Consider the following 21,709-nt stretch of genomic DNA (forward strand, 5'->3'; position numbering starts at 1 on the left):
GAGCCGTCATCCCGGCGAAGGCCGGGATCCAAGTTCGTACCGCAGTCGGTGCGCACGCAAAAATTGGGTTCCGGCCTTCGCCGGAACGACGTTCATAGGCAGCGGGACTGATGTAACGCCTTATCGCGTCACCTCGTCCCGCGCACTAACCGAACGAGTACATGGACATCTTCGGCATCCCCCACCAAGCCCTGCTGAGCCAGCTCCTGCTCGGCCTGGTCAACGGCTCCTTCTACGCCATGCTCTCGCTGGGCCTGGCCGTCATTTTCGGCCTGCTCAACGTCATCAACTTTTCCCACGGCGCCCTGTACATGATGGGTGCCTTTGCCGCCTACATCGGCGTCACCAGTTTCGGCCTGAACTACTGGATGATGCTCCTGCTGGCGCCGCTGCTGGTCGGCCTGTTCGGCATCCTGGTCGAGCGCTCCATGCTGCGCTGGCTCTACCAGCTCGATCACCTGTATGGCCTGCTGCTGACCTTCGGCATCACGCTGCTGCTGGAAGGGGTGTTCCGCTCCTTCTTCGGCGTCTCCGGCCAGACCCTGGACGTGCCGGAACAGCTACAAGGGGCCACCGACCTCGGTTTCATGATCCTGCCTAACTATCGCGCCTGGGTCGTGGTCGCCTCCCTGGTCGTCTGCCTGTCGACCTGGTTCGTGATCGAGAAGACCCGGCTCGGCGCCTACCTGCGCGCCGGCACCGAGAACCCGAAGCTGGTCGAGGCCTTCGGCATCAACGTGCCGCTGATGGTCACGCTGACCTACGGCTTCGGCGTGGCGCTGGCGGGCTTTGCCGGCGTGCTGGCGGCGCCCGTCATCAACGTCACGCCGCTGATGGGCTCGAACCTGATCATCGTCGTGTTCGCGGTGGTCGTGATCGGCGGCATGGGCTCGATCCTCGGTTCTATCCTCACCGGCCTGGCCCTGGGCGTGATCGAAGGCCTGACCCGCGTGTTCTATGCGGAAGGATCGGAAGTGGTGGTGTTCGTGGTGATGGTGATCGTCCTGCTGCTGCGGCCGGCCGGGCTGTTCGGCAAGGAGACACGATGAACAGGAAGCTCGGCTATCTCCTCGCGCTGGCGCTGTTCCTGGCCGCGCCCTTCTTCGCCTATCCGGTGTTCCTGATGAAGCTGCTGTGCTTCGCCCTGTTCGCCTGCGCCTTCAACCTCCTGATCGGCTTCACCGGGCTGCTGTCCTTCGGCCATGCCGCTTTTTTCGGCAGCGCCGGCTATGTGACCGGCCATTTGCTGGCGGTCAGCGGGCTGCCGACCGGGCTCGGCATCGTGCTGGGCGTGGCCGCATCCAGTGTGCTGGGCCTGGTGATCGGCGCCCTGGCGATCCGCCGTCAGGGCATCTATTTTTCGATGATCACCCTGGCGCTGGCGCAAATGGTGTACTTCGCGGCGCTGCGCGCGCCCTTTACGCATGGCGAGGATGGCTTGCAGGGCGTGCCGCGCGGGCAGTTGTTCGGCCTGCTGGACCTGTCGAACGACCTGAGCATGTACTACCTGGTGCTGGCGATCGCCGCCGCCGGCTTTCTGCTGATCGTGCGCATCGTCCATTCGCCCTTCGGTCAGGTGCTCAAGGCCATCAAGGAGAACGAGCCGCGCGCCGTGTCCCTGGGCTACGAGGTCGACCGCTACAAGCTGCTGGCCTTTGTGCTGTCCGCAGCCCTGGCAGGGCTCGCAGGAGCCACCAAAACGGTCGTGCTGGGCTTCGAGACGCTGACCGACGTCCACTGGACCATGTCGGGCCTCGTGGTCTTGATGACCCTCGTAGGCGGCATGGGAACGATGGCCGGGCCGATCCTGGGCGCCTTCCTGGTCATTGCCCTGGAGAACAAGCTGGGCGACTTGGGCGCCTGGCTGGCGGAGCGCTCCGGCATCGAATGGTTCGGGACGCTCGGCGAGTCGGTCGGCATGGTGACGGGGCTGATCTTTATTGTCTGCGTTCTCTTGTTCCGGCGTGGTATCGTGGGGGAGATCGGTGCGCTGCTCGCGCGTGGCCGCACCGGGCAAGCGGAGCGAACTTGAACCTGGAATCCCACACCATCGACGTACACGGCCTGCGCATGCATTACGTCAGCGCAGGCAGCGGCCCGGCCGTCATCCTGATGCACGGTTTTCCCGATACCCATGAGATCTGGCGCCACCAGATCCCGGTATTGGCCGCGAACGGCTACCGCGTCATCGCGCCGGACATGCGCGGTTACGGCAAGACCGATGCGCCGCCCGGCGTCGGCGCCTATGCCATCGAATTCCTGTGCGCCGACATCCTCGGCCTGATGGACCAGCTCGGCCTTGAGAAGGCCTCGCTGGTCGGGCACGACTGGGGCGGCCTGGTCGGCTGGCAGCTGTGCATGAATGCGCCCCAGCGCTTCGAGCGTTTCGCCGCCCTGTCCACCGGCCATCCGGCGGCCATTGCCAACGCCGGCGCCACCCAGCAGATGCGCTTCTGGTACATCCTCGGTTTCCTGATGCCGGTGGTGGCCGAACATGCGATCCGGGCCAATGACTGGTTCTTCCTGCGCCAGATGACGCGCCGTCCGGAACAGCTGGCGATCTCGCGTGCGGCGCTGGAGCCGGAAGGGCGCCTGACGGCGGCCCTGAACTATTACCGCGCCAACCTCAAGCTCGGCCGCCCGCACCACTGGTGTCCGGTCGAAGTGCCGGTGATGGGCGTCTGGAGCGACCGTGATCCGGCCCTCGGCGAAAAGCAGATGCTCGATTCGCTGCACCACTGCCGCGCCGGCTTCCGCTACGAGCGGCTGAGCGGGGTGGGGCACTGGATGCAGCTGTCGGCCACCGAGCGCCTCAATGCCCTGCTGCTGGACTTCCTCAAGACCTCATAAGGCCGCGGCGTAGATCGCGCGCGCATCATCGCGGCTGAGTTCGCGCGGGTTGTTGCCGAGCAGCCGGGTCTGGAGCATGGCATCGTTGGCCAGGCGGTCGAGGTCGTTTTCCGTGATGCCCACCTGGCGCAAGCTCGTTTCGATTCCCGTCATCTTGGCTGTTTGTTGCATCGCAACAATGAGCGCCTCCGCCCGCGCTTCCTCGCTGCCGCTGGCGTGCGGGACGATCACGCCGGCCAGTTCCGCATACAGGTGAGCCGCCTGCGGCAGATTGAAACGCAGGACATGCGGCAGGACCAGGGAGTTCGACAGTCCATGCGGCACATGGAAGATGCCGCCGATCGGGTAAGCCAGCGCATGGACGGCTGCTACCGGCGCATTCGAGAAGGCCTGTCCGGCAAGGCAGGCGCCGAGCAGCATGGCCTGCCGCACCTTGAGCCGGTCGCCCTGCTCGCAGGCCGGCAGCAGGTTGCGTCCCAGCAAGGACAAGGCTTCGCGCGCCAGTGCGTCCGACAGCGGATTCTTCTTGTGCTTGCTGGTATAGGCTTCGATGGCATGCACCATCGCGTCGATCCCGGTGGCTGCGGTGACCGGCGGCGGCAAGCCCAGGGTCAATGCCGCATCGAGCACGGCCAAATCGGCGTAGAGCTGGGGCGCGACGACGCCGGTCTTGGTGGTCGCGCCGGTGGTCACGATCGCGATGTTGGTCACCTCGGATCCGGTGCCGGCGGTGGTCGGCACCTGCACCAGCGGCAGCCGTTTTCCGCTGACCTTGCCGATTCCGTAGATCTCGCCGATGGCCTGCGCCGACCCGGCCAGCACCGCCACCAGTTTCGCCACGTCCATCGAACTGCCGCCGCCGAAACCGATGACGAGGTCGGCTTCATGGCGGCGCGCGCTGTCGACGGCGTCCAGCACGACCGCTTCCGGCGGGTCGGCGATGACGCCGGAAAAGTGCGCGGGCAGCATGCCAGCCTGTTCCAGGCTAAGCGTCGGAAGCGTGAGCAGGCCGGTGCGCAGGAAGCCGGCATCGGTCACGATGAAGGGGCGGCGGGTGCCGGGGAAGCGTTCCGCGATGATGTCGCCGAGGCGCTGGGTCACGCCTGGTTCGGACAGGATGTTCGCAACCGTGCTGAAGGCAAAGGCGGTCATGGCAGGTCTCCGTGTGTGTTCTTATCGTACAAGCTTACCCCATCATGCTCGAAGGAATCGACTGCCGTACAATGCAGCCTCTGCTTTCCTTTACATTTTCCATGATTGATTTTGCTTGGCTAGGCGCTGCTGCCTTCACCGCCGGCCTGGTCGATGCCGTCGTCGGTGGCGGCGGCCTGATCCAGATTCCCGCGATCTTCTCCGTACTCCCCAAAGAGGTGCCGGCAACCCTGCTGGGGACGAACAAGTTCGCCAGTATCTTCGGCACCAGTGCCGCGGCGGTGAACTACGCACGCCGGGTGAGGGTGGCGTGGAGCACTGCGGCACCGGCAGCGCTGGCGGCCTTCGCATTGTCCTTCGCCGGTGCCTGGACGGTCACGCGGGTGCCGGCTGACTTTGTACGTACGCTGCTGCCGATCATCCTGGTCGCTGTCGCGGTCTACACCTTCAAGAAGAAGGATCTGGGCTCGGTCCATGCGCCGGTGCACAGCGGACTGGCCGAGCGTTACTGGGCCATCGGCATCGGCGCCGCGATTGGTTTTTATGATGGCTTCTTTGGTCCGGGTACGGGCAGCTTCCTGATCTTCCTGTTCGTGCGCTTCTTCGGCTTCGATTTCCTGAGCGCGTCAGCGGCGGCCAAGATCGTCAACGTCGCCTGTAACTTCTCGGCCTTGCTGTGGTTTGGCTACAGCGGTCATTTGTTGTGGCAGCTGGGCTTGATGATGGCCGTGTGTCAGGTGGCCGGTTCCCTGATCGGCACCAGGCTGGCGCTAAAACACGGCAGCGGGTTTGTCCGCAAACTCTTCCTTGTCGTGGTCTCCGGACTGATCCTGAAAACCGCCTACGATGCCTTCACCAAGATCGGGTGGTGATTGTTCCACGTGAAACAGAAAAAGCCGGGTTCGCCCGGCTTTTCTTTTTTTGTTCCACGTGGAACAAAATCTGTCGTTTTCAGCCCCCCAAAAGCTTCTGCAAGAAAAAAGAATCTATAATCGCGCATTAGACTCCTCGCCTTACTCTCCATCATGCTATTTCCTACTGAATTCGACGTCATCGTCGTCGGCGGCGGCCATGCCGGTACCGAGGCCGCGCTCGCGTCCGCACGCACCGGTCAAAAGACTCTGCTGCTGACCCACAACATCGAAACCCTGGGTGCGATGTCTTGCAACCCATCGATTGGCGGCATCGGCAAGGGCCATCTCGTCAAGGAAGTCGATGCACTCGGCGGCGCCATGGCCATCGCCACGGACGAGGCGGGCATCCAGTTCCGCATCCTGAATTCGTCCAAGGGCCCGGCCGTGCGCGCTACCCGCGCCCAGGCCGACCGCGTCCTGTACAAGGCGGCGATCCGCTCGCGCCTGGAAAACCAGCCGAACCTGTGGCTGTTCCAGCAAGCCGTGGAAGACCTGATGCTGGAAGGCGAGCGCGTCGTCGGCGCCGTGACCCAGGTCGGGCTGAAGTTCCGCGCCCGCGCCGTGGTGCTGACGGCCGGCACTTTCCTCGACGGGAAGATCCACGTCGGCCTGCAGAACTACTCGGGTGGCCGTGCCGGCGACCCGCCGGCCGTGTCGCTGTCGAGCCGCCTGAAGGAACTCAAGCTGCCCCAGGGCCGCCTGAAAACCGGTACGCCGCCGCGTATCGACGGCCGCAGCATCGACTTCTCGGTGCTGGCCGAACAGCCGGGCGACCTCGATCCGGTGCCGGTGTTCTCGGTCATGGGCAATGCCGCCATGCACCCGCGCCAGGTGCCGTGCTGGGTGACGCACACCAATGAAAAGACCCACGAGATCATCCGCAACGGCCTCGACCGCAGCCCGATGTACACCGGCGTCATCGAAGGCGTGGGCCCGCGTTACTGCCCGTCGATCGAAGACAAGATCCACCGTTTCGCCTCGAAAGAGTCGCACCAGATCTTCCTCGAGCCGGAGGGCCTGACGACCAACGAGTTCTACCCGAACGGAATCTCGACCAGCCTGCCGTTCGACGTGCAGCTGGACCTGGTGCGCTCGATGCGCGGCATGGAGAACGCCTTCATCCTGCGTCCGGGCTATGCCATCGAATACGACTACTACGATCCGCGCGGACTGAAGGCCTCGCTGGAAACCAAGGCGATCCAGGGCCTGTTCTTCGCCGGCCAGATCAACGGCACCACCGGCTACGAAGAAGCGGCGGCCCAGGGCCTGCTCGCCGGCCTGAACGCCGCGCTGCAGACCCAGGGCAAGGAAGCCTGGACCCCGGGCCGTTCGGAAGCCTACCTCGGCGTGCTGGTCGACGACCTGACCACTCAGGGCGTGGCCGAACCCTACCGCATGTTCACCAGCCGCGCCGAGTACCGCCTGTCGCTGCGCGAGGACAACGCGGACATGCGCCTGACCGAGATCGGCCGCCAGCTCGGCATCGTTGGCGACGCCCAGTGGGCCGCCTTTGAAACCAAGCGCGAATCGGTGGCCCGCGAACTCGAGCGCCTGCGCTCGACCTGGGTCAACCCGCGCATCCTGGCCGCCGCCGAATCGGAGCGCGTGGTGGGGCAGGCGATCGAGCGCGAGTACAACCTCGCCGACCTGCTGCGCCGCCCGGGCGTGCAGTACGACACCCTGGTCAGCATGACGGGCATCGAAGGCCAGCCCCTGGGCGGCCCGGGTGTGGAAGATCCGGCGGTCAAGGAACAGGTCGAAATCCAGCTGAAATACGCCGGCTACATCGACCGCCAGACCCGCGAAGTGGAGCGTCATGAGCACTACGAAAACCTGAAGCTGCCCGAGAACCTGAACTACCTGGAGATCGCCGCACTGTCGATCGAAGTGCGCCAGAAGCTCGACAAGCAGCGTCCGGAGACCCTGGGCCAGGCCTCGCGCATCTCGGGCGTGACCCCGGCGGCGATCTCGCTGCTGCTGGTGCACCTCAAAAAACGCGGTGCAAAGGGCTTTACCAGCAACACCACCGCGGAGGCGGCTGAATGAAGTATTTCGACCGCGCCGCCCTGGCGCAAGTGCTTGCCGATGGCATTAGCGAGATGAAGCTCGCAGTTCACCTTGATTTGACGCCGGCCCAGCAGGAAAAGCTGCTGGATTACCTGGCGCTGATGAACAAATGGAACAGCGTCTACAACCTGACCTCCTTGCGTGACCCGATGCAGATGGTGACCCACCACCTGCTCGATTCGCTTGCCGCGGTGCCGGCCTTTGCGCAAGCGCGCAATGTGCTGGACGTCGGGGCAGGGGGCGGTTTGCCCGGCATCGTGCTGGCGATCAGCCGCCCGGACATGAAAGTGTCGATGATCGACACCGTGCACAAGAAAACCGCCTTCCTCAAGCAGGTAAAAGCCGAGCTCGAACTTTCCAACGTCAGCGTGTACACGATGAAGGTGCAGGAATTGGAGGTGAGCGACAAATTCGACGTCATCACCTCGCGTGCTTTCGCGGATTTGAGCGATTTCCTGGAGTGGTCGGGGCACCTGCTGGCCGAGGGCGGAAAATTCATCGCCCTGAAAGGCACGGCGCCGGCTGAAGAGCAGGAGCGGGTGCCGGCAGAGTGGAAAGTGACGGGTTTACAGCCCCTGCAGGTTCCAAGGCTGGGCGCGGAGCGTCACCTGGTTTTCGTCGAGCGATCTGCGTAAACAGAATAAACCGTATAAATAGTTTATATCGTTTATAAAGTATGAACCGTTAAAATGGTTTGTACGATATGAACGGTATAGCGTCTTGTTGTCCCCTCCAACGGATAAGAATAGATGGCGAAGATTTTTTGCGTAGCGAACCAGAAGGGCGGGGTCGGCAAGACCACCACCACCGTCAACCTGTCGGCCGGCCTGGCGAAGCTGGACCAGCGCGTGCTGCTGGTCGACCTCGACCCGCAGGGCAATGCCACCATGGGGGCGGGCATCAACAAGGCCTCGCTCGAAGCATCGATCTACCAGGTGCTGCTGGGTGAAGCCGACGTGGCCAGCGCGCGCCTGCGTTCCGAGTCGGGGCGCTTCGATGTCCTGCCCGCCAACCGCGAACTGGCCGGCGCCGAAGTGGAGATGGTGGCGCTGGAGAACCGCGAGCGCCGCCTGAAGGATGCGCTGGAGGCTGTGGACAAGGACTATGACTTCATCCTGATCGACTGCCCGCCGGCCCTGTCGCTGCTGACCCTGAACGGCCTGTGCTCGGCGCATGGGGTGATCATCCCGATGCAGTGCGAGTACTACGCACTCGAGGGCCTGTCCGACCTGGTCAACACGATCAAGAAGGTGCACGCCAACCTGAACACCGACCTGCGCATCATCGGCCTGCTGCGCGTGATGTTCGATCCGCGCATGACGCTCTCGCAGCAGGTGTCGAGCCAGCTCGAACAGCATTTCGGCGACAAGGTGTTCAAGACCATCATCCCGCGCAACGTGCGCCTGGCCGAGGCGCCGTCCTATGGCATGCCCGGCGTGGTGTTCGATCCGTCCTCGAAGGGCGCGCAGGCGTACATCGCCTTCGGCGCGGAAATGGTCGAACGTATCAAGACAATGTAATCACAGAGAGCTGACACAGAAATGGCAACCAAAAAACTCAAGGGTCTCGGACGCGGTCTCGACGCGCTGCTCGGCGGCGACAGCCAGCCGGCCCCGGCGAAAGCCCCCTCGTCCCTGAAGATCGACCAGATCCAGGCCGGCAAGTACCAGCCGCGCACCCGCATGGACGAAACCTCGCTCAGCGAGCTGGCCGCCTCGATCAAGACCCAGGGCATCATGCAGCCGGTGCTGGTGCGTCCGCTGGGGGAGGGCGCCAACGTGCCCTACGAGATCATCGCAGGCGAGCGCCGCTTCCGTGCAGCCCAGATGGCCGGGCTGGAAGAGATCCCGGTGCTGGTGCGCGACGTCGACGACCAGTCGGCCGCCGCCATGGCCCTGATCGAGAACATCCAGCGCGAAGACCTGAACCCGCTCGAAGAGGCGCAGGGCATCCAGCGCCTGATCAACGACTTCAGCTTTACCCATGAGCAGGCGGCTGCGGCCGTCGGCCGTTCGCGCAGTGCGGTGTCGAATTTGCTGCGCCTGATCAACCTGGCCCAGCCCGTGCAGACCATGCTGATGGCCGGCGACATCGACATGGGCCACGCCCGCGCCTTGCTGGCGGTCGACAGCGCGCACCAGATCACCCTGGCCAACCAGGTGATTGCCAAGCGCCTGTCGGTACGCGAGACCGAAAAGCTGGTTGCCCGTGCCCTCGAGGAACAATCCGGTCCGGCAACGCCGGCGCGCGCCAAGGACAAGCCGGGCGACATCGTGCGCCTGGAAGAGGAATTGTCGGACAAGCTGGCGACGCCGGTGATGTTCAAGATGGGTGCGAAAGGCAAGGGACAGCTAATCATCGACTTCGCCGACCTCGACATTCTCGACGGCGTTCTGGCCCGTCTGCGCGCCTGAATTGTGTCTTGCCGGAGGGTGGGCAGATGACGTATGCATGCCACGCTCCGGTTCCCCCGCGCAAGGGTTAAGTTACTGAAAATATAGGGATTTCGGCAATCCCACTGTTGCTCCCATCACATCTTTACGCGGCAGTTATAAGCGCGGAATCGTTTGACTCGCGTCCGTATAACCACTTATAATCCCGCTGATTCATGTAATTACCACATCGTAACTGTCCGATCGCGCGGCGAGAAACCAGAACAATATGCTGCGTATCGTCTCCCTGCAATTGATTGCAACAGTAGTCGTCGGCCTGATCGCCGCACTGCTGGGGGGATGGTCTGCGATGTTTTCAGCAGTACTGGGCGGTTTGTGTTGTGTTGTGCCCAACGGCATCATGGCAGTACGGCTGTTCGCCAACGCCCAACGGGCCGGAGGCGCCAGTCCTGCAACATTCTTCATCTGGGAATTTGTAAAGATTGCACTGACGGTCGCGCTTCTGTTCGCGGTCGCGAAGCTGTACCACGACCTGAACTGGCTGGCACTGGTCGCCGGCTTCATCGTGGCGCTGAAGAGTTACATCATCTTATTATTTAGGCACTGACAATGGCGACTCCAACCGTAGAAGGCGCAGCACACGCGCCCACCCCATCAGAATACATCACCCACCACCTGGGTCACCTGTCGAACAAGCACCAGGACTTCGTGGTCGATTTCAGTGTCTTCAACATGGACACGATCTTCTGGTCGATCACTGCCGGCCTGATCGGCTGCCTGTTCATGTGGGCGGCTGCGCGTAAAGCCACCTCGGGCGTGCCGGGCCGCTTCCAGGCCGCAGTCGAGATGCTGGTCGAGATGGTCGAAGACCAGTCGAAGTCGATCGTGCACGGTGACCGCAGCTTCATCGCGCCGCTGGCGCTGACCGTGTTCGTCTGGGTCGCCATCATGAACTCGCTGGACTTCCTGCCGGTCGACATGTTCGCCGGCCTGTTCGGCCTGCTGGGCGTCGAAAACATCTTCCCGTACCACCGCGTGGTCCCGACCGCCGACCTGAACGGCACCCTGGGCATCTCGCTGGGCGTACTGGCCCTGATGCTGTACTACAGCGTCAAGATCAAGGGCCTGGGTGGCTTCATCCATGAACTGTTCGCAGCCCCGTTCGGCATCTGGATGGCGCCGTTCAACCTGCTCCTGAACATCATCGAATATGCAGCAAAAACCGTGTCGCTGGGTATGCGACTGTTCGGCAACATGTACGCCGGTGAGCTGCTGTTCCTCTTGATTGCTCTGCTCGGCTCCATGGCCACCGCATTTGGTGTGATCGGTCACATCATCGCGGGTTCGATCTGGGCGATCTTCCACATCCTGATCGTGTTCCTGCAGGCATTCATCTTCATGATGCTGACGCTGGTGTATATCGGTCAGGCCCATGAAGGCCACTGATCGGCGCCGCAAGCATCGAACAGATAGTGGTTGTAAAGAAGTTGTAGTTTTTAATCTAGTTTTTAAATTAACTTTTGGAGTTACACATGACTGACCTTTCTTTTGTTGCACTGGCTTGCGGTTTGATCATCGGCCTGGGCGCCATCGGTGCTTGCATCGGTATCGCAATCATGGGCGGTAAATACCTGGAAGCTTCTGCACGTCAGCCAGAACTGATGAACACCCTGCAGACCAAGATGTTCCTGCTGGCTGGTCTGATCGACGCGGCATTCCTGATCGGCGTTGGTATCGCCATGCTGTTCGTCTTCGCACGTCCGTTCAGCTAATCAAGCACGACTTGATCTGAAGAGCCGAACCGTCCCTGGTTCGGCATCCGTTTTTGTGAGAAGGAATTTACCGTGAACTTGAACGCAACTTTGTTTGTCCAGTTCGTGGTCTTCTTCATCCTGGCGGGCTTCACGATGAAATTCGTGTGGCCGCCACTGATGAAAGCGCTCGACGAGCGCGCCGAGAGGATCGCGAATGGCCTGGCCGCAGCCGACCGTGGCAAGGCCGACCTGGCTGCCGCTGAAAAGCGCGTCCAGACCGAACTGGCCGGCGCCCGTGACGAAGTCCAGAAGCGCATCACCGACGCTGAAAAGCGTGCTGCCCAGATCATCGACGCAGCCAAGGCAACCGCCGCCGAAGAAGCCGCCCGTATCGTCGCTGCAGCACAGGCCGACGCCGAGCAGCAAGTGACCCGTGCCCGCGAAGAACTGCGTGGCCAGGTAGCCGCACTGGCAGTGCAAGGCGCCGAGCAGATCCTGAAGCGTGAAGTGAACCCAGCGGTCCACGCCGACCTGCTGTCGAAACTGTCGACCGAGCTCTGATCATGGCTGAACTCGCAACCGTCGCCCGCCCTTACGCCGAAGCGCTGTTCCGTGTTGCCCAGTCGGGCGACATGGCCGCCTGGTCGGCCGTCACTGCCGAGTTGGGCCAGATCGGCGCCAACCCGGAAGTGCAGGCTTTCGCCGCCAACCCGAAGGTCACCGCTGCCCAGCTGGCCGACACGATTGCGTCCCTGGTCAAGTCGCCGCTGAACGCTGAAGCGAAGAACTTTATCGCGATGCTGGCCGAAAACGGCCGCGTCAACCTGCTGCCCGAAATCGCCGCCCAGTTCGCGGCACTGAAGAACGCCAACGAAGGTGCCGCCGATGCGGCCATCGTCAGCGCCTTCGAGATCTCGGGTGACCAGCTGGCCCAGTTGGTCGCTACGCTGGAAAAGAAATTTGGCCGCAAGCTGAACCCAACGGTGACAGTGGATCCTTCGCTGATCGGTGGTGTGCGCGTGGTCGTCGGCGACGAAGTGCTCGATACCTCGGTACGCGCCAAGCTGCAACAGATGCATGTTGCGCTGGTGTCCTAATCGTATCTAGCAGCACGCGCCGGCGCTAGCGCCCTTGCCCTACGCATCAAAAACATTTGGAGTTAGCACTCATGCAACTTAATTCTTCTGAAATCAGCGAACTGATCAAGAGCCGCATCCAGGGTCTGGAAGGTTCGGCTGAAGTTCGCAATCAAGGCACGGTGATCTCCGTCGCCGACGGTATCTGCCGCATCCATGGTCTGTCGGACGTGATGCAGGGCGAGATGCTGGAATTCCCTGGCAACACCTTCGGCCTGGCGATGAACCTCGAGCGCGACTCCGTCGGCGCCGTCATCCTGGGTGCCTACGAGCACATCTCGGAAGGCGATACCGTCAAGACCACCGGCCGCATCCTGGAAGTGCCGATCGGTCCGGAACTGCGTGGCCGCGTGGTCAACGCACTGGGCCAGCCGATCGACGGCAAGGGTCCGGTCAATGCACAGCTGACCGCACCGATCGAAAAGATCGCTCCGGGCGTCATCGCCCGTGAATCCGTCTCGCAGCCGATGCAGACCGGCATCAAGTCGATCGACGCAATGGTGCCGATCGGCCGTGGCCAGCGTGAGCTGATCATTGGCGACCGCCAGACCGGCAAGTCGGCCGTGGCGGTGGATGCGATCATCAACCAGAAGGGCCAGGGCGTCACCTGCGTGTACGTCGCAATCGGCCAGAAGGCATCGACCATCAAGAACATCGTCCGCTCGCTGGAACAGCACGGCGCGATGGAGTACACCATCGTTGTCGCCGCTTCCGCTTCGGAATCGGCAGCGATGCAGTACATCTCGGCCTACTCGGGCTGCGCGATGGGCGAATACTTCCGCGACCGCGGCGAAGACGCACTGATCGTGTACGACGACCTGTCGAAGCAGGCAGTTGCCTACCGCCAGATTTCCCTGCTGCTGCGCCGCCCACCGGGCCGCGAAGCTTACCCAGGCGACGTGTTCTACCTGCACAGCCGTCTGCTCGAGCGCGCAGCACGCGTGAACGCCGACTACGTCGAGAAGTTCACCAACGGCGCCGTCACCGGCAAGACCGGTTCGCTGACCGCACTGCCGATCATCGAAACCCAGGCAGGCGACGTCTCGGCCTTCGTTCCGACCAACGTGATTTCGATTACCGACGGCCAGATCTTCCTGGAGACCTCGCTGTTCAACGCCGGTATCCGTCCTGCGATCAACGCCGGTATCTCGGTGTCGCGCGTCGGTGGTGCAGCCCAGACCAAGGTCATCAAGGGCCTGTCGGGCGGTATCCGTACCGACTTGGCGCAGTACCGTGAACTGGCTGCGTTCGCGCAGTTCGCATCGGACCTGGACGAGTCGACCCGCAAGCAGCTGGACCGCGGTGCCCGCGTGACCGAACTGCTGAAGCAGCCGCAGTTCTCGCCGCTGTCGACCTCGCTGATGGCCGCATCGCTGTTCGCCGTCAACAAAGGCTACCTGGACGACATCGAAGTCAAGAAAGTGCTGCCGTTCGAGCACGGTCTGCACAACTTCCTGAAGTCGAGCCACGCTGCCCTGCTGTCGAAGATCGACGAAACCAAGCAACTGGACAAGGACGGCGAAGCTGCGCTGGCCGCCGCCATTGCTGATTTCAAAAAATCCGGCGCATATTAATCGTCAAGCCGGCGTCGTGTGAGCACGGCGCCGGTGCGCGGAAGGAGTAAGGACTCATGGCAGTAGGCAAAGAGATTCGTGGCAAGATCAAGAGCGTAGAGAATACGAAGAAGATCACCAAGGCGATGGAAATGGTCGCCGCATCGAAAATGCGCAAAGCGCAGGACCGTATGCGCGCCGCCCGTCCCTACAGTGAGAAGGTTCGTACCATCACCGCCAATCTGGCCGGCGCAAACCCGGAATACACGCACCCGTTCATGGCGCAAGCCAAGCACGTGAAGGCGAAGGCAGTGGGTTTCATCGTCGTCACGACCGACAAGGGTCTGTGCGGCGGCATGAACACCAACGTGCTGCGCCAGGTGACGCTGAAGGCGCGCGAGCAGGAGCAGGCAGGTAATACCGTCGAGGCAGTTGCGATTGGCAACAAAGGCCTGGGCTTCTTGAACCGCATGGGCATGAAAGTCGTTTCGCAAGCGACCCAGCTCGGCGACACCCCGCACCTGGACAAGCTGATTGGCCCGGTCAAAGTGATGCTGGACGCGTACCAGGAAGGCACGCTCGACGCTGTCTACCTGTGCTACACCAAGTTCATCAACACGATGAAGCAGGAGCCGATGGTCGAGCAGCTGTTGCCGCTGCCGGCGAAGCACCTGGAAAAGGATGCCGGCGGTATCAGCTGGGACTACATCTACGAACCGGAAGCGCAAGTCGTCATCGACGAGCTGCTGGTGCGTTACGTGGAAGCGCTGGTGTACCAGGCGGTTGCAGAAAACCTCGCGTCCGAGCAGTCGGCGCGCATGGTCGCGATGAAGGCCGCGAGCGATAACGCCGGCAGTGTCATCAGCGACCTGAAGCTGGTCTATAACAAGACCCGCCAGGCGGCGATTACCAAAGAACTCTCCGAGATCGTTTCCGGCGCAGCAGCCGTTTAATCGATCAAGTAAAAGAATTTAACTATATATCTGAAGGAACGAAAATGGCTGATGGCAAAATCGTTCAGTGTATCGGCGCAGTGGTTGACGTGGAATTCCCGCGTAACGCCATGCCGAAAGTGTACGACGCACTGAAAATGGAAGGCTCGGAACTGACCCTGGAAGTCCAGCAGCAGCTGGGCGACGGCGTGGTCCGTACCATTGCACTGGGCAGCTCGGAAGGCCTGCGCCGCGGCATGATCATCCAGAACACCGGCCACCCGATCATGGTCCCGGTCGGCACCCCGACCCTGGGCCGCATCATGGACGTGCTGGGCAACCCGATCGACGAATGCGGTCCGGTCAGCCACGAGCGCATGGCATCGATCCACCGCGATGCGCCGGCCTACGACGAACTGTCGCCGTCGACCGACCTGCTGGAAACCGGCATTAAAGTGATTGACCTGGTCTGCCCGTTCGCCAAAGGCGGTAAGGTCGGCCTGTTCGGCGGCGCCGGCGTCGGCAAGACCGTCAACATGATGGAACTGATCAACAACATCGCAAAAGCGCACTCGGGTCTGTCCGTGTTCGCCGGTGTGGGTGAGCGTACCCGTGAAGGTAACGACTTCTACCACGAGATGGCGGACGCCAAGGTCGTCGACCTGGAAAACCCGACCAACTCGAAAGTGGCGATGGTCTACGGCCAGATGAACGAACCGCCGGGCAACCGTCTGCGCGTCGCGCTGACCGGCCTGACCATGGCGGAAGCTTTCCGTGATGAAGGCAAGGACGTTCTGTTCTTCGTCGACAACATCTACCGCTACACCCTGGCCGGTACCGAAGTGTCGGCACTGCTGGGCCGTATGCCGTCGGCAGTGGGCTACCAGCCGACCCTGGCCGAAGAAATGGGCCGCCTGCAAGAGCGCATCACCTCGACCAAGACCGGCTCGATCACCTCGATCCAGGCCGTGTATGTCCCTGCGGATGACTTGACCGACCCGTCGCCGGCAACCACCTTCGCCCACCTGGACTCGACCGTCGTTCTGTCGCGTGACATCGCTTCGCTGGGTATCTACCCGGCAGTGGATCCGCTGGATTCGACCTCGCGCCAGCTGGACCCGCTGGTCGTCGGTGAAGAGCACTACAACACCGCGCGCGCCGTGCAGGGCACCCTGCAGCGCTACAAGGAACTGCGTGACATCATCGCGATTCTGGGCATGGACGAACTGGCGCCGGAAGACAAGCTGGTCGTCGCTCGTGCACGTAAGATGCAGCGTTTCCTGTCGCAGCCTTTCCACGTCGCTGAAGTGTTCACCGGCTCGCCGGGCAAGTACGTTTCGCTGAAAGACACGATCAAGGGCTTCAAGATGATCGCATCGGGCGAACTGGACCACCTGCCGGAGCAGGCCTTCTACATGGTCGGCACCATCGAGGAAGCAATCGAGAAGGCCAAGAAGCTGGCTGCTTAAGCTAGTCTCTTAACCTGAAGGACAGACATGGCAAACACTATTCAAGTGGACGTGGTCTCGGCCGAAGAGCAGATCTTCTCCGGCCTGGCCGAATTCGTCGCGCTGCCGGGTGAAGCGGGTGAGCTGGGTATCTACCCGAAGCACACCCCGCTGATCACGCGCATCAGGCCAGGTGCTGTACGGATCCAGGTAGCCGGCGGCGGCGAAGAGTTCGTCTTCGTCGCGGGCGGTATCCTCGAAGTGCAGCCGAATGGCGTGACCGTGCTGGCCGACACCGCAATCCGCGGTGGCGACCTGGACGAAGCGAAGGCACTGGAAGCAAAGAAGCAGGCCGAAGAGCTGATGCTGAACAAGGAATCGAAGATCGACTACGCGAAAGCCCAGGCCGAGATGGCCGCGGCGATCGCGCAGCTGGCGGCGATCCAGAAGCTGCGTTCGAAAGGACGCTAAGCAGCATCCGCGTCTGCGGTACAAAGAGGCAGCCTTCGGGCTGCCTTTTTTATGTGCGCCCAGCATGGGCGCACTCTTGCGCACTTATGGGGGTCAGGTCTGACATTTGGACACAGGCTCAGCCTTGCCGCGCACTTGGTTCTTGCATTGCCGCTGTTCGTAACTGCGCACACGGTCGAGGTCGTGTCCGAATGTCAGACCTGACCCCGGGATGGACCTGACCCCGGGATGGGGATGTTCGGGCTGCCTTTTTTATTGGCACTTGTTCTGCCGCAATGTTTGGCAGCATCGAATGCCGCGCACGGTTAACCAGCGCACGGGTGCGCGTCCCATTCCGGCTTAGTATCCTCATTCCAGCATGAGAATCGTCGGGCCGGACCATGGCACTCCCTCCAGAACCTCGCGAGCAGCAAACACAGGCGGTTGAATCCCCCTTCGGCCAGACCCTGTACCGTTTCCTCTTCTTCGGCTGGCTGTTCCGCGACGTCAGCGCCGCCCGCAACCTCTATGAACGCCATGCCGCGCGCGAACATAACCGGCGCATGAGCCGCTACTTGCCGGTCTACATGCGGCGCTGGTCGGTGCTGGCCACCTTCGACTTCATGCTCGGCTTCCTGTTCGAAAGGGTGCTGTCCGCCACCATGCTGTCGGCCCTGTTCTTCACCGGCTCCTGCGTGACCGTGACCGGCATCCTCCTGATGACCGTGATCTGGCTGTTCCTCGCCGCCCGGCTGCCTTGACGCGCGCCTGGGAGCGCCCCGTTCGCCCCCGGATAGCCACCACTTGACCCATCCGAACGACCACTTATCGGCTGGCGATTGCGGCTGATCGGGGCCGCAAATACAGTCACGGCACTCCATAACAACAAGGGAATGCCGATCATGATGCTCCGTACCGCCATCTGCGCCGCCGCGCTGCTCCTGTGCCAGCCGCAGGCCGCGTTTGCCTTCGATACCGTCCAGGACAAGCCGCTCAGCAAGCGCGCCCTCGAGGACCTGTCCTTCCGCCTCCACGCGACCATCGCCCCTTACTTCCCGGCCGAGGCGCCGGGCGGCATCGTCCTGGTCGTCAAGGACGGCCAGACCGTATTGCGCCGTGCCTACGGCATGGCCGACACTACCAAGGGTGTGAAGATGGCGCCCGAGATGGCCATGCGCATCGGCTCGATGACCAAGCAGTTCACAGCCACCGGCATCCTGATGCTGGCCGATGAAGGCAAGCTGTCGGTCGAGGACGAGATCAGCAAGTACCTGCCGGACTACCCGACCCAGGGCAAGAAGATCACCATCGAGCACCTGCTGACCCATACCTCGGGCATCGTCAGCTACACCGGCAAGCCGGGTTTTGCGCAGCGGGCGCCGCAAGACATCACAGTGGCGGCCCAGATCGACTCGTTCAAGAACGACCCGATGCAGTTCGAGCCGGGCAGCACCTGGCGCTACAACAATTCGGGCTACTACCTGCTCGGCGCCATCATCGAAAAAGTCTCGGGCCAGCCCTACCACGCCTTCCTCGAACAGCGCATCTTCGCGCCGCTCGGGATGGAGCATACGGCCTACGAAGGCTACGAGCGCAGCAAGTGGCCGAGCGCCGCCGGCCATTCACCCGCCGAGAAAGGCTTCGGCCCGGCCCGCACGCTCGGCAAGAACCAGTCCTATGCGGCCGGCGAGCTGGTCTCGACCGTGGACGACCTGGCGAAATGGGATGCGGCGGTCGGCAGGAAGCTGCTCAAGCCGGCCACCTGGCAGCGCGCCTTCACGTCTTATCGCCTGCTTGATGGCAAGGACAGCAATTACGGTTACGGCTGGGAGATGACCCTGATCCAGGGCGAACCCACCATCGGCCACAGCGGCTCGACCCGCGGCTTCCGTTCCTACGGCCTGCGCGTCCCAAGCAAGGGCGTGTATGTGGCGGTGCTGACCAATGGCGACGCCGGCATGGTGGTGCCGGACGTGGTGGCGCGCAGGGCGGCCGCCGTCGCCATCGGCAAGCCGCTCCCGGAATTCAGGGAAATCGCGCTGGACGCGGCCAGCCTGGATGCGGTAGCGGGCGTGTACAGCGTCGACAAGGACACGCAGCGCGTCTTCCGCCGCGACGGCGAGTTCCTCTCCCTGCAGCGCAACGGCCGCGGGCCCCTGGTGCTGAAGCCCATGTCGGCCAACGAATTCTTCGTGCCCGACACGGCCGACTGGTTCGTGTTCCAGCGCGATGCTGCCGGTAAGGTGACCGGCGTGACCTACCACCAGGACGGCAGGGCGCTGGCGCACACCCGCAGCGGCGAGGCGCCGCCGCCGCGGATCGTGGCGAAGATCGCGGACGCCGCCTTCGATGCGCACGCGGGCCGCTACCAGATCGAGGCGGGCATGGTGTTCGAAGTCACGCGCGTGGGCAGCCGCTACTTCGTGCAGCCGAGCGGCCAGCGCCGGGTCGAGATCTTCCCGCTGAGCGAAACCCGGTTCTTCTCGCGCGACGTCGACGCCGAGATCAGCTTCGAAGGCCAGAACCTGATGTTCAAGCAGGGCAGCCGCAACGTCACCGGTCGCCGTATCTGACCGCCTGGGCCGCATAAACGCTCTTCTGTCGCCCGGCATTTGCCATCCAGGCAAGCCGGGCATATTCTTTTCTGCGCCTCCACAACAATCGAAAGGGACTGACCATGCTGCTCCGTACCGCCATCTGCGCCGCCGTGCTGCTGCTGTGCCAACCGCAGGCCGCCCAGGCCCAGGAAGCCCCCAGGTCCGTGCTCGCCGAGCAGGACATGGCCGGCCGCATCGACGCCTCGATCGCGCCCTACTTCAAGGCCGACGTCCCCGGCGCCACCGTCATCGTGGTCAAGGACGGCAAGCCCGTGCTGCGCAAGGCCTACGGCCTGGCCGACACCGCCAAGGGCGTGAAGATGACGCCGGAGATGGCGCTGCGCCTCGGTTCCATCACCAAGCAGTTCACGGCGAGCGCCATCCTGATGCTGGCGGAAGAGGGCAAGCTGTCGGTGGACGACGACATCACCAAGCACCTGCCGGACTATCCGACCAGGGGCAAGAAGATCAGTATCGAGCACCTGCTGACGCATACCTCGGGCATCGCCAGCTACACCGGCAAACCGGGCTACATGGCCGGCATGGCGCAGGACATGAGCGTGGCCCAGATGATCGACTCGTTCAAGAACGATCCGCTCGACTTCGAGCCGGGCAGCCAGTACCGCTACAACAACTCGGGCTACTTCCTGCTCGGCGCGATCATCGAGAAGATCTCGGGCCAGTCCTATGCGAACTTCCTGGAGCAGCGCATCTTCAAGCCGCTCGGCATGCGCGACACCTATTACGAAGGTTTTGGAAACAGCAAGGCGCCGGTGGCCGCCGGCCATAGCCGCGGCGCCCAGGGTTTCGGCGCCGCCAAGCCGCTCAGCATGACCCAGCCCTATGCGGCCGGCTCGCTGGTGTCGACCGTGGACGACCTGGCGCGCTGGGACGCGGCGATCGGCGCCGGCCGCCTGCTCAAGCCGTCCAGCTGGAAGCAAGCGTTCACTTCCTACCGCCTGAGCGACGGCAAGGCCACCGGCTACGGCTATGGCTGGGACGTCGACAAGGTGCAGGGCGAGACCAGCATGGGCCATGGCGGCGGCATCAACGGCTTCAGCACCTACGCCTTGCGCTTCCCGGAACAGAAGGTCTATGTGGCGGTGCTGACCAACAGCGACAGCGGCCCGGCGAATCCGGGCGTGGTGGCGCGCAAGGCGGCCGGCATCGCCATCGGCAAGCCCTACCGCGAGTTCAAGGAGGTGGCGCTGGACGGTGCGGCGCTCGATGCCGTCGCCGGCACCTACGAGGTGGAGAAGGGTGTGCAGCGCGTGTTCCGCCGCAGCGGCGACGGCCTGGTCATGCAGCGCAGTGGCCGTCCGCCGGTGGCGCTCAAGGCCGCATCCGCCAACGAGTTCTTCGTGCCGGGTGCGCTCGACTGGTTCGCCTTCCAGCGCGACGCCGGCGGCAAGGTCAGCGCGATGACCCTGCACCAGGATGGCAACGCACTGGTGCATCCGCGTACCGGCGACGCGCCGGCCGGCCGCCAGGCGGTCAAGATTGCCAACGCAAGCTTCGACAGCCGCGTCGGCCGCTATGAGCTGCGCCCGGGCTTCGTGATGGAGCTGACCCGTGACGGCGACCGCTATTTTGCCCAGGCCACCGGCCAGGGCAAGCTGGAGATCTTCCCGATGAGCGAGACCGTGTTCTTCTCGAACGACGTGGATGCCGAGATCAGCTTCGAACCGGCGGCCGGGCAGGGCTTCGTGCTGAAGCAGGGCGGGCGCACCATCCCGGCCCGCAGGCTCTGAGCGTCAGCGCCTGGCCTGCTCGCCGGCCAGGCGCAGCGCCACCTTGTGGCGGAAGTAATCCTCCTTCACGTAGCGGTACAGGTTGGCGCCCGGGCACACGGTCTTGTCCGAGTGATCGCGGTGGCTCCTGATATCGTCCAGCGACACCTTGTACTTCGCCGCCAGCAGCGCCATCAGGTCGACCACCGCGTCGAGCTGCTGCTGGTTCGGCTCCACTTCCTCGAAGTTGCCGACCACCTCGATCAGGGCATGTCCTGACGGGTCGTAGTCGGTATTGGTGTCGCCCGCGAAATCGATCTTGCGCGCCTCGTAGACGCGGCCGTCGAGGTCGATGACGTAGTGGTAGGGGATGTCGAGCCAGCCCTTGCTGGTGCGCGACCAGGATTGCAGGCGGCGCAGGTAGGCCTGCGGGTCGGTGCCGGGCTTGAAAGGCTCGCCCTGGTGGTGCAGGGTGATCTGGCTGATGGCGTGGCGGCGCGCCTTGCCCGCGTCGGCCGGGGTGCCGCCCCAGGCGGCGACGGGGACGATCGCGCGTTCGACCGCGGCCAGCGGTTCGGCCCCATGGGCGGACAGGGAGGCCAGCGCGAGGGCAAGGGCAGTGAAGGAAGAGAGGGCGGTCAGGCGCATGGCATGCTCGATTGGGGATGAGCCCGCATCTTTCCATGAAAGCGCGCATGATGCAAATCTGATAAGCTGAGGCTGAGCCCTGAAC

General features: G+C 63.2%; 22 protein-coding genes. 20 read left to right on the plus strand and 2 right to left on the minus strand.

Annotated features, from left to right (window positions below):
• Nucleotides 1-161: 161 nt before the first annotated feature.
• The 3 genes from ACSQ25_RS25470 to ACSQ25_RS25480 are packed head-to-tail and all read left to right on the plus strand — an operon-like array spanning nt 162 to nt 2,850.
• The gene (locus tag ACSQ25_RS25470; protein ID WP_436108530.1) at nt 162-1,049 is read left to right on the plus strand and encodes a branched-chain amino acid ABC transporter permease; all 888 of its coding nucleotides are present in this window, start codon (nt 162-164) and stop codon (nt 1,047-1,049) included.
• Nucleotides 1,046-2,032: a branched-chain amino acid ABC transporter permease gene (locus tag ACSQ25_RS25475; protein WP_436108531.1), complete on the plus strand. Its 987-nt coding sequence runs from the start codon at nt 1,046-1,048 to the stop codon at nt 2,030-2,032. Before ACSQ25_RS25470 ends, ACSQ25_RS25475 begins: the two co-directional genes overlap by 4 nt.
• Nucleotides 2,029-2,850 (plus strand): alpha/beta fold hydrolase, encoded by an 822-nt coding sequence (locus tag ACSQ25_RS25480; protein ID WP_436108532.1) that lies wholly within the window; start codon nt 2,029-2,031, stop codon nt 2,848-2,850. Before ACSQ25_RS25475 ends, ACSQ25_RS25480 begins: the two co-directional genes overlap by 4 nt.
• Here ACSQ25_RS25480 and ACSQ25_RS25485 read toward each other — a convergent pair.
• Nucleotides 2,845-4,002: an iron-containing alcohol dehydrogenase gene (locus tag ACSQ25_RS25485; protein WP_436108533.1), complete on the minus strand. Its 1,158-nt coding sequence runs from the start codon at nt 4,000-4,002 to the stop codon at nt 2,845-2,847. The two genes, ACSQ25_RS25480 and ACSQ25_RS25485, sit on opposite strands and share 6 nt — an antisense overlap.
• Before the next feature lie 101 nt (nt 4,003-4,103).
• Between ACSQ25_RS25485 and ACSQ25_RS25490 the strand changes: the two genes are divergently transcribed.
• From ACSQ25_RS25490 to ACSQ25_RS25570, 17 genes are all read left to right on the plus strand, one after another.
• Entirely contained in the window at nt 4,104-4,874 is a 771-nt protein-coding gene (locus ACSQ25_RS25490) for a sulfite exporter TauE/SafE family protein (RefSeq protein WP_436108576.1), read from the plus strand.
• A 153-nt stretch (nt 4,875-5,027) separates the two neighbouring features.
• Nucleotides 5,028-6,962: a tRNA uridine-5-carboxymethylaminomethyl(34) synthesis enzyme MnmG gene (gene mnmG, locus ACSQ25_RS25495; protein WP_436108534.1), complete on the plus strand. Its 1,935-nt coding sequence runs from the start codon at nt 5,028-5,030 to the stop codon at nt 6,960-6,962.
• Nucleotides 6,959-7,618, plus strand: a complete 660-nt coding sequence (gene rsmG / locus ACSQ25_RS25500; RefSeq protein ID WP_436108535.1) for a 16S rRNA (guanine(527)-N(7))-methyltransferase RsmG — start codon at nt 6,959-6,961, stop codon at nt 7,616-7,618. Before mnmG ends, rsmG begins: the two co-directional genes overlap by 4 nt.
• A gap of 114 nt (nt 7,619-7,732) precedes the next feature.
• Nucleotides 7,733-8,503 carry a ParA family protein gene (locus ACSQ25_RS25505; protein WP_436108536.1) on the plus strand — a complete coding sequence of 257 codons (771 nt, stop codon included), beginning with the start codon at nt 7,733-7,735 and terminating at the stop codon, nt 8,501-8,503.
• A 21-nt stretch (nt 8,504-8,524) separates the two neighbouring features.
• Nucleotides 8,525-9,397, plus strand: coding sequence for a ParB/RepB/Spo0J family partition protein (locus tag ACSQ25_RS25510; RefSeq protein ID WP_436108537.1), 873 nt, complete (start codon nt 8,525-8,527; stop codon nt 9,395-9,397).
• Between the two features lie 247 nt (nt 9,398-9,644).
• Entirely contained in the window at nt 9,645-9,983 is a 339-nt protein-coding gene (locus ACSQ25_RS25515; RefSeq protein WP_436108538.1) for an ATP synthase subunit I, read from the plus strand.
• 2 nt (nt 9,984-9,985) lie between these two features.
• Entirely contained in the window at nt 9,986-10,822 is an 837-nt protein-coding gene (gene atpB / locus ACSQ25_RS25520) for a F0F1 ATP synthase subunit A (RefSeq protein ID WP_436108539.1), read from the plus strand.
• An 86-nt stretch (nt 10,823-10,908) separates the two neighbouring features.
• Nucleotides 10,909-11,148 (plus strand): F0F1 ATP synthase subunit C, encoded by a 240-nt coding sequence (gene atpE, locus ACSQ25_RS25525; RefSeq protein ID WP_056340707.1) that lies wholly within the window; start codon nt 10,909-10,911, stop codon nt 11,146-11,148.
• 72 nt (nt 11,149-11,220) lie between these two features.
• On the plus strand, nt 11,221-11,691 hold the full coding sequence (locus ACSQ25_RS25530; RefSeq protein WP_436108540.1) for a F0F1 ATP synthase subunit B: 471 nt from the start codon (nt 11,221-11,223) through the stop codon (nt 11,689-11,691).
• 2 nt (nt 11,692-11,693) lie between these two features.
• Nucleotides 11,694-12,227 (plus strand): F0F1 ATP synthase subunit delta, encoded by a 534-nt coding sequence (locus tag ACSQ25_RS25535; RefSeq protein WP_436108541.1) that lies wholly within the window; start codon nt 11,694-11,696, stop codon nt 12,225-12,227.
• A gap of 71 nt (nt 12,228-12,298) precedes the next feature.
• The gene (gene atpA / locus ACSQ25_RS25540) at nt 12,299-13,840 is read left to right on the plus strand and encodes a F0F1 ATP synthase subunit alpha (protein ID WP_224946990.1); all 1,542 of its coding nucleotides are present in this window, start codon (nt 12,299-12,301) and stop codon (nt 13,838-13,840) included.
• 56 nt (nt 13,841-13,896) lie between these two features.
• Entirely contained in the window at nt 13,897-14,772 is an 876-nt protein-coding gene (gene atpG / locus ACSQ25_RS25545) for a F0F1 ATP synthase subunit gamma (protein WP_436108542.1), read from the plus strand.
• A 44-nt stretch (nt 14,773-14,816) separates the two neighbouring features.
• A complete protein-coding gene (atpD, locus tag ACSQ25_RS25550) occupies nt 14,817-16,220 on the plus strand; it encodes a F0F1 ATP synthase subunit beta (protein ID WP_436108543.1) in 1,404 nt (467 codons plus the stop codon).
• Nucleotides 16,221-16,247: 27 nt separating this feature from the next.
• Nucleotides 16,248-16,670: a F0F1 ATP synthase subunit epsilon gene (locus ACSQ25_RS25555; RefSeq protein WP_436108544.1), complete on the plus strand. Its 423-nt coding sequence runs from the start codon at nt 16,248-16,250 to the stop codon at nt 16,668-16,670.
• Between the two features lie 380 nt (nt 16,671-17,050).
• A complete protein-coding gene (locus ACSQ25_RS25560; protein WP_436108545.1) occupies nt 17,051-17,410 on the plus strand; it encodes a hypothetical protein in 360 nt (119 codons plus the stop codon).
• A 141-nt stretch (nt 17,411-17,551) separates the two neighbouring features.
• The gene (locus ACSQ25_RS25565; protein WP_436108546.1) at nt 17,552-19,222 is read left to right on the plus strand and encodes a serine hydrolase; all 1,671 of its coding nucleotides are present in this window, start codon (nt 17,552-17,554) and stop codon (nt 19,220-19,222) included.
• A gap of 104 nt (nt 19,223-19,326) precedes the next feature.
• The gene (locus ACSQ25_RS25570) at nt 19,327-20,997 is read left to right on the plus strand and encodes a serine hydrolase (protein WP_436108547.1); all 1,671 of its coding nucleotides are present in this window, start codon (nt 19,327-19,329) and stop codon (nt 20,995-20,997) included.
• A gap of 3 nt (nt 20,998-21,000) precedes the next feature.
• Here the strand turns inward: ACSQ25_RS25570 and ACSQ25_RS25575 are convergent, their stop codons facing one another.
• A complete protein-coding gene (locus tag ACSQ25_RS25575; protein WP_436108548.1) occupies nt 21,001-21,624 on the minus strand; it encodes a peptidoglycan recognition protein family protein in 624 nt (207 codons plus the stop codon).
• Between the last annotated feature and the right edge of the window lie 85 nt (nt 21,625-21,709).

Source organism: Massilia sp. LjRoot122, assembly GCF_964252725.1.
Classification (GTDB): domain Bacteria; phylum Pseudomonadota; class Gammaproteobacteria; order Burkholderiales; family Burkholderiaceae_D; genus Telluria.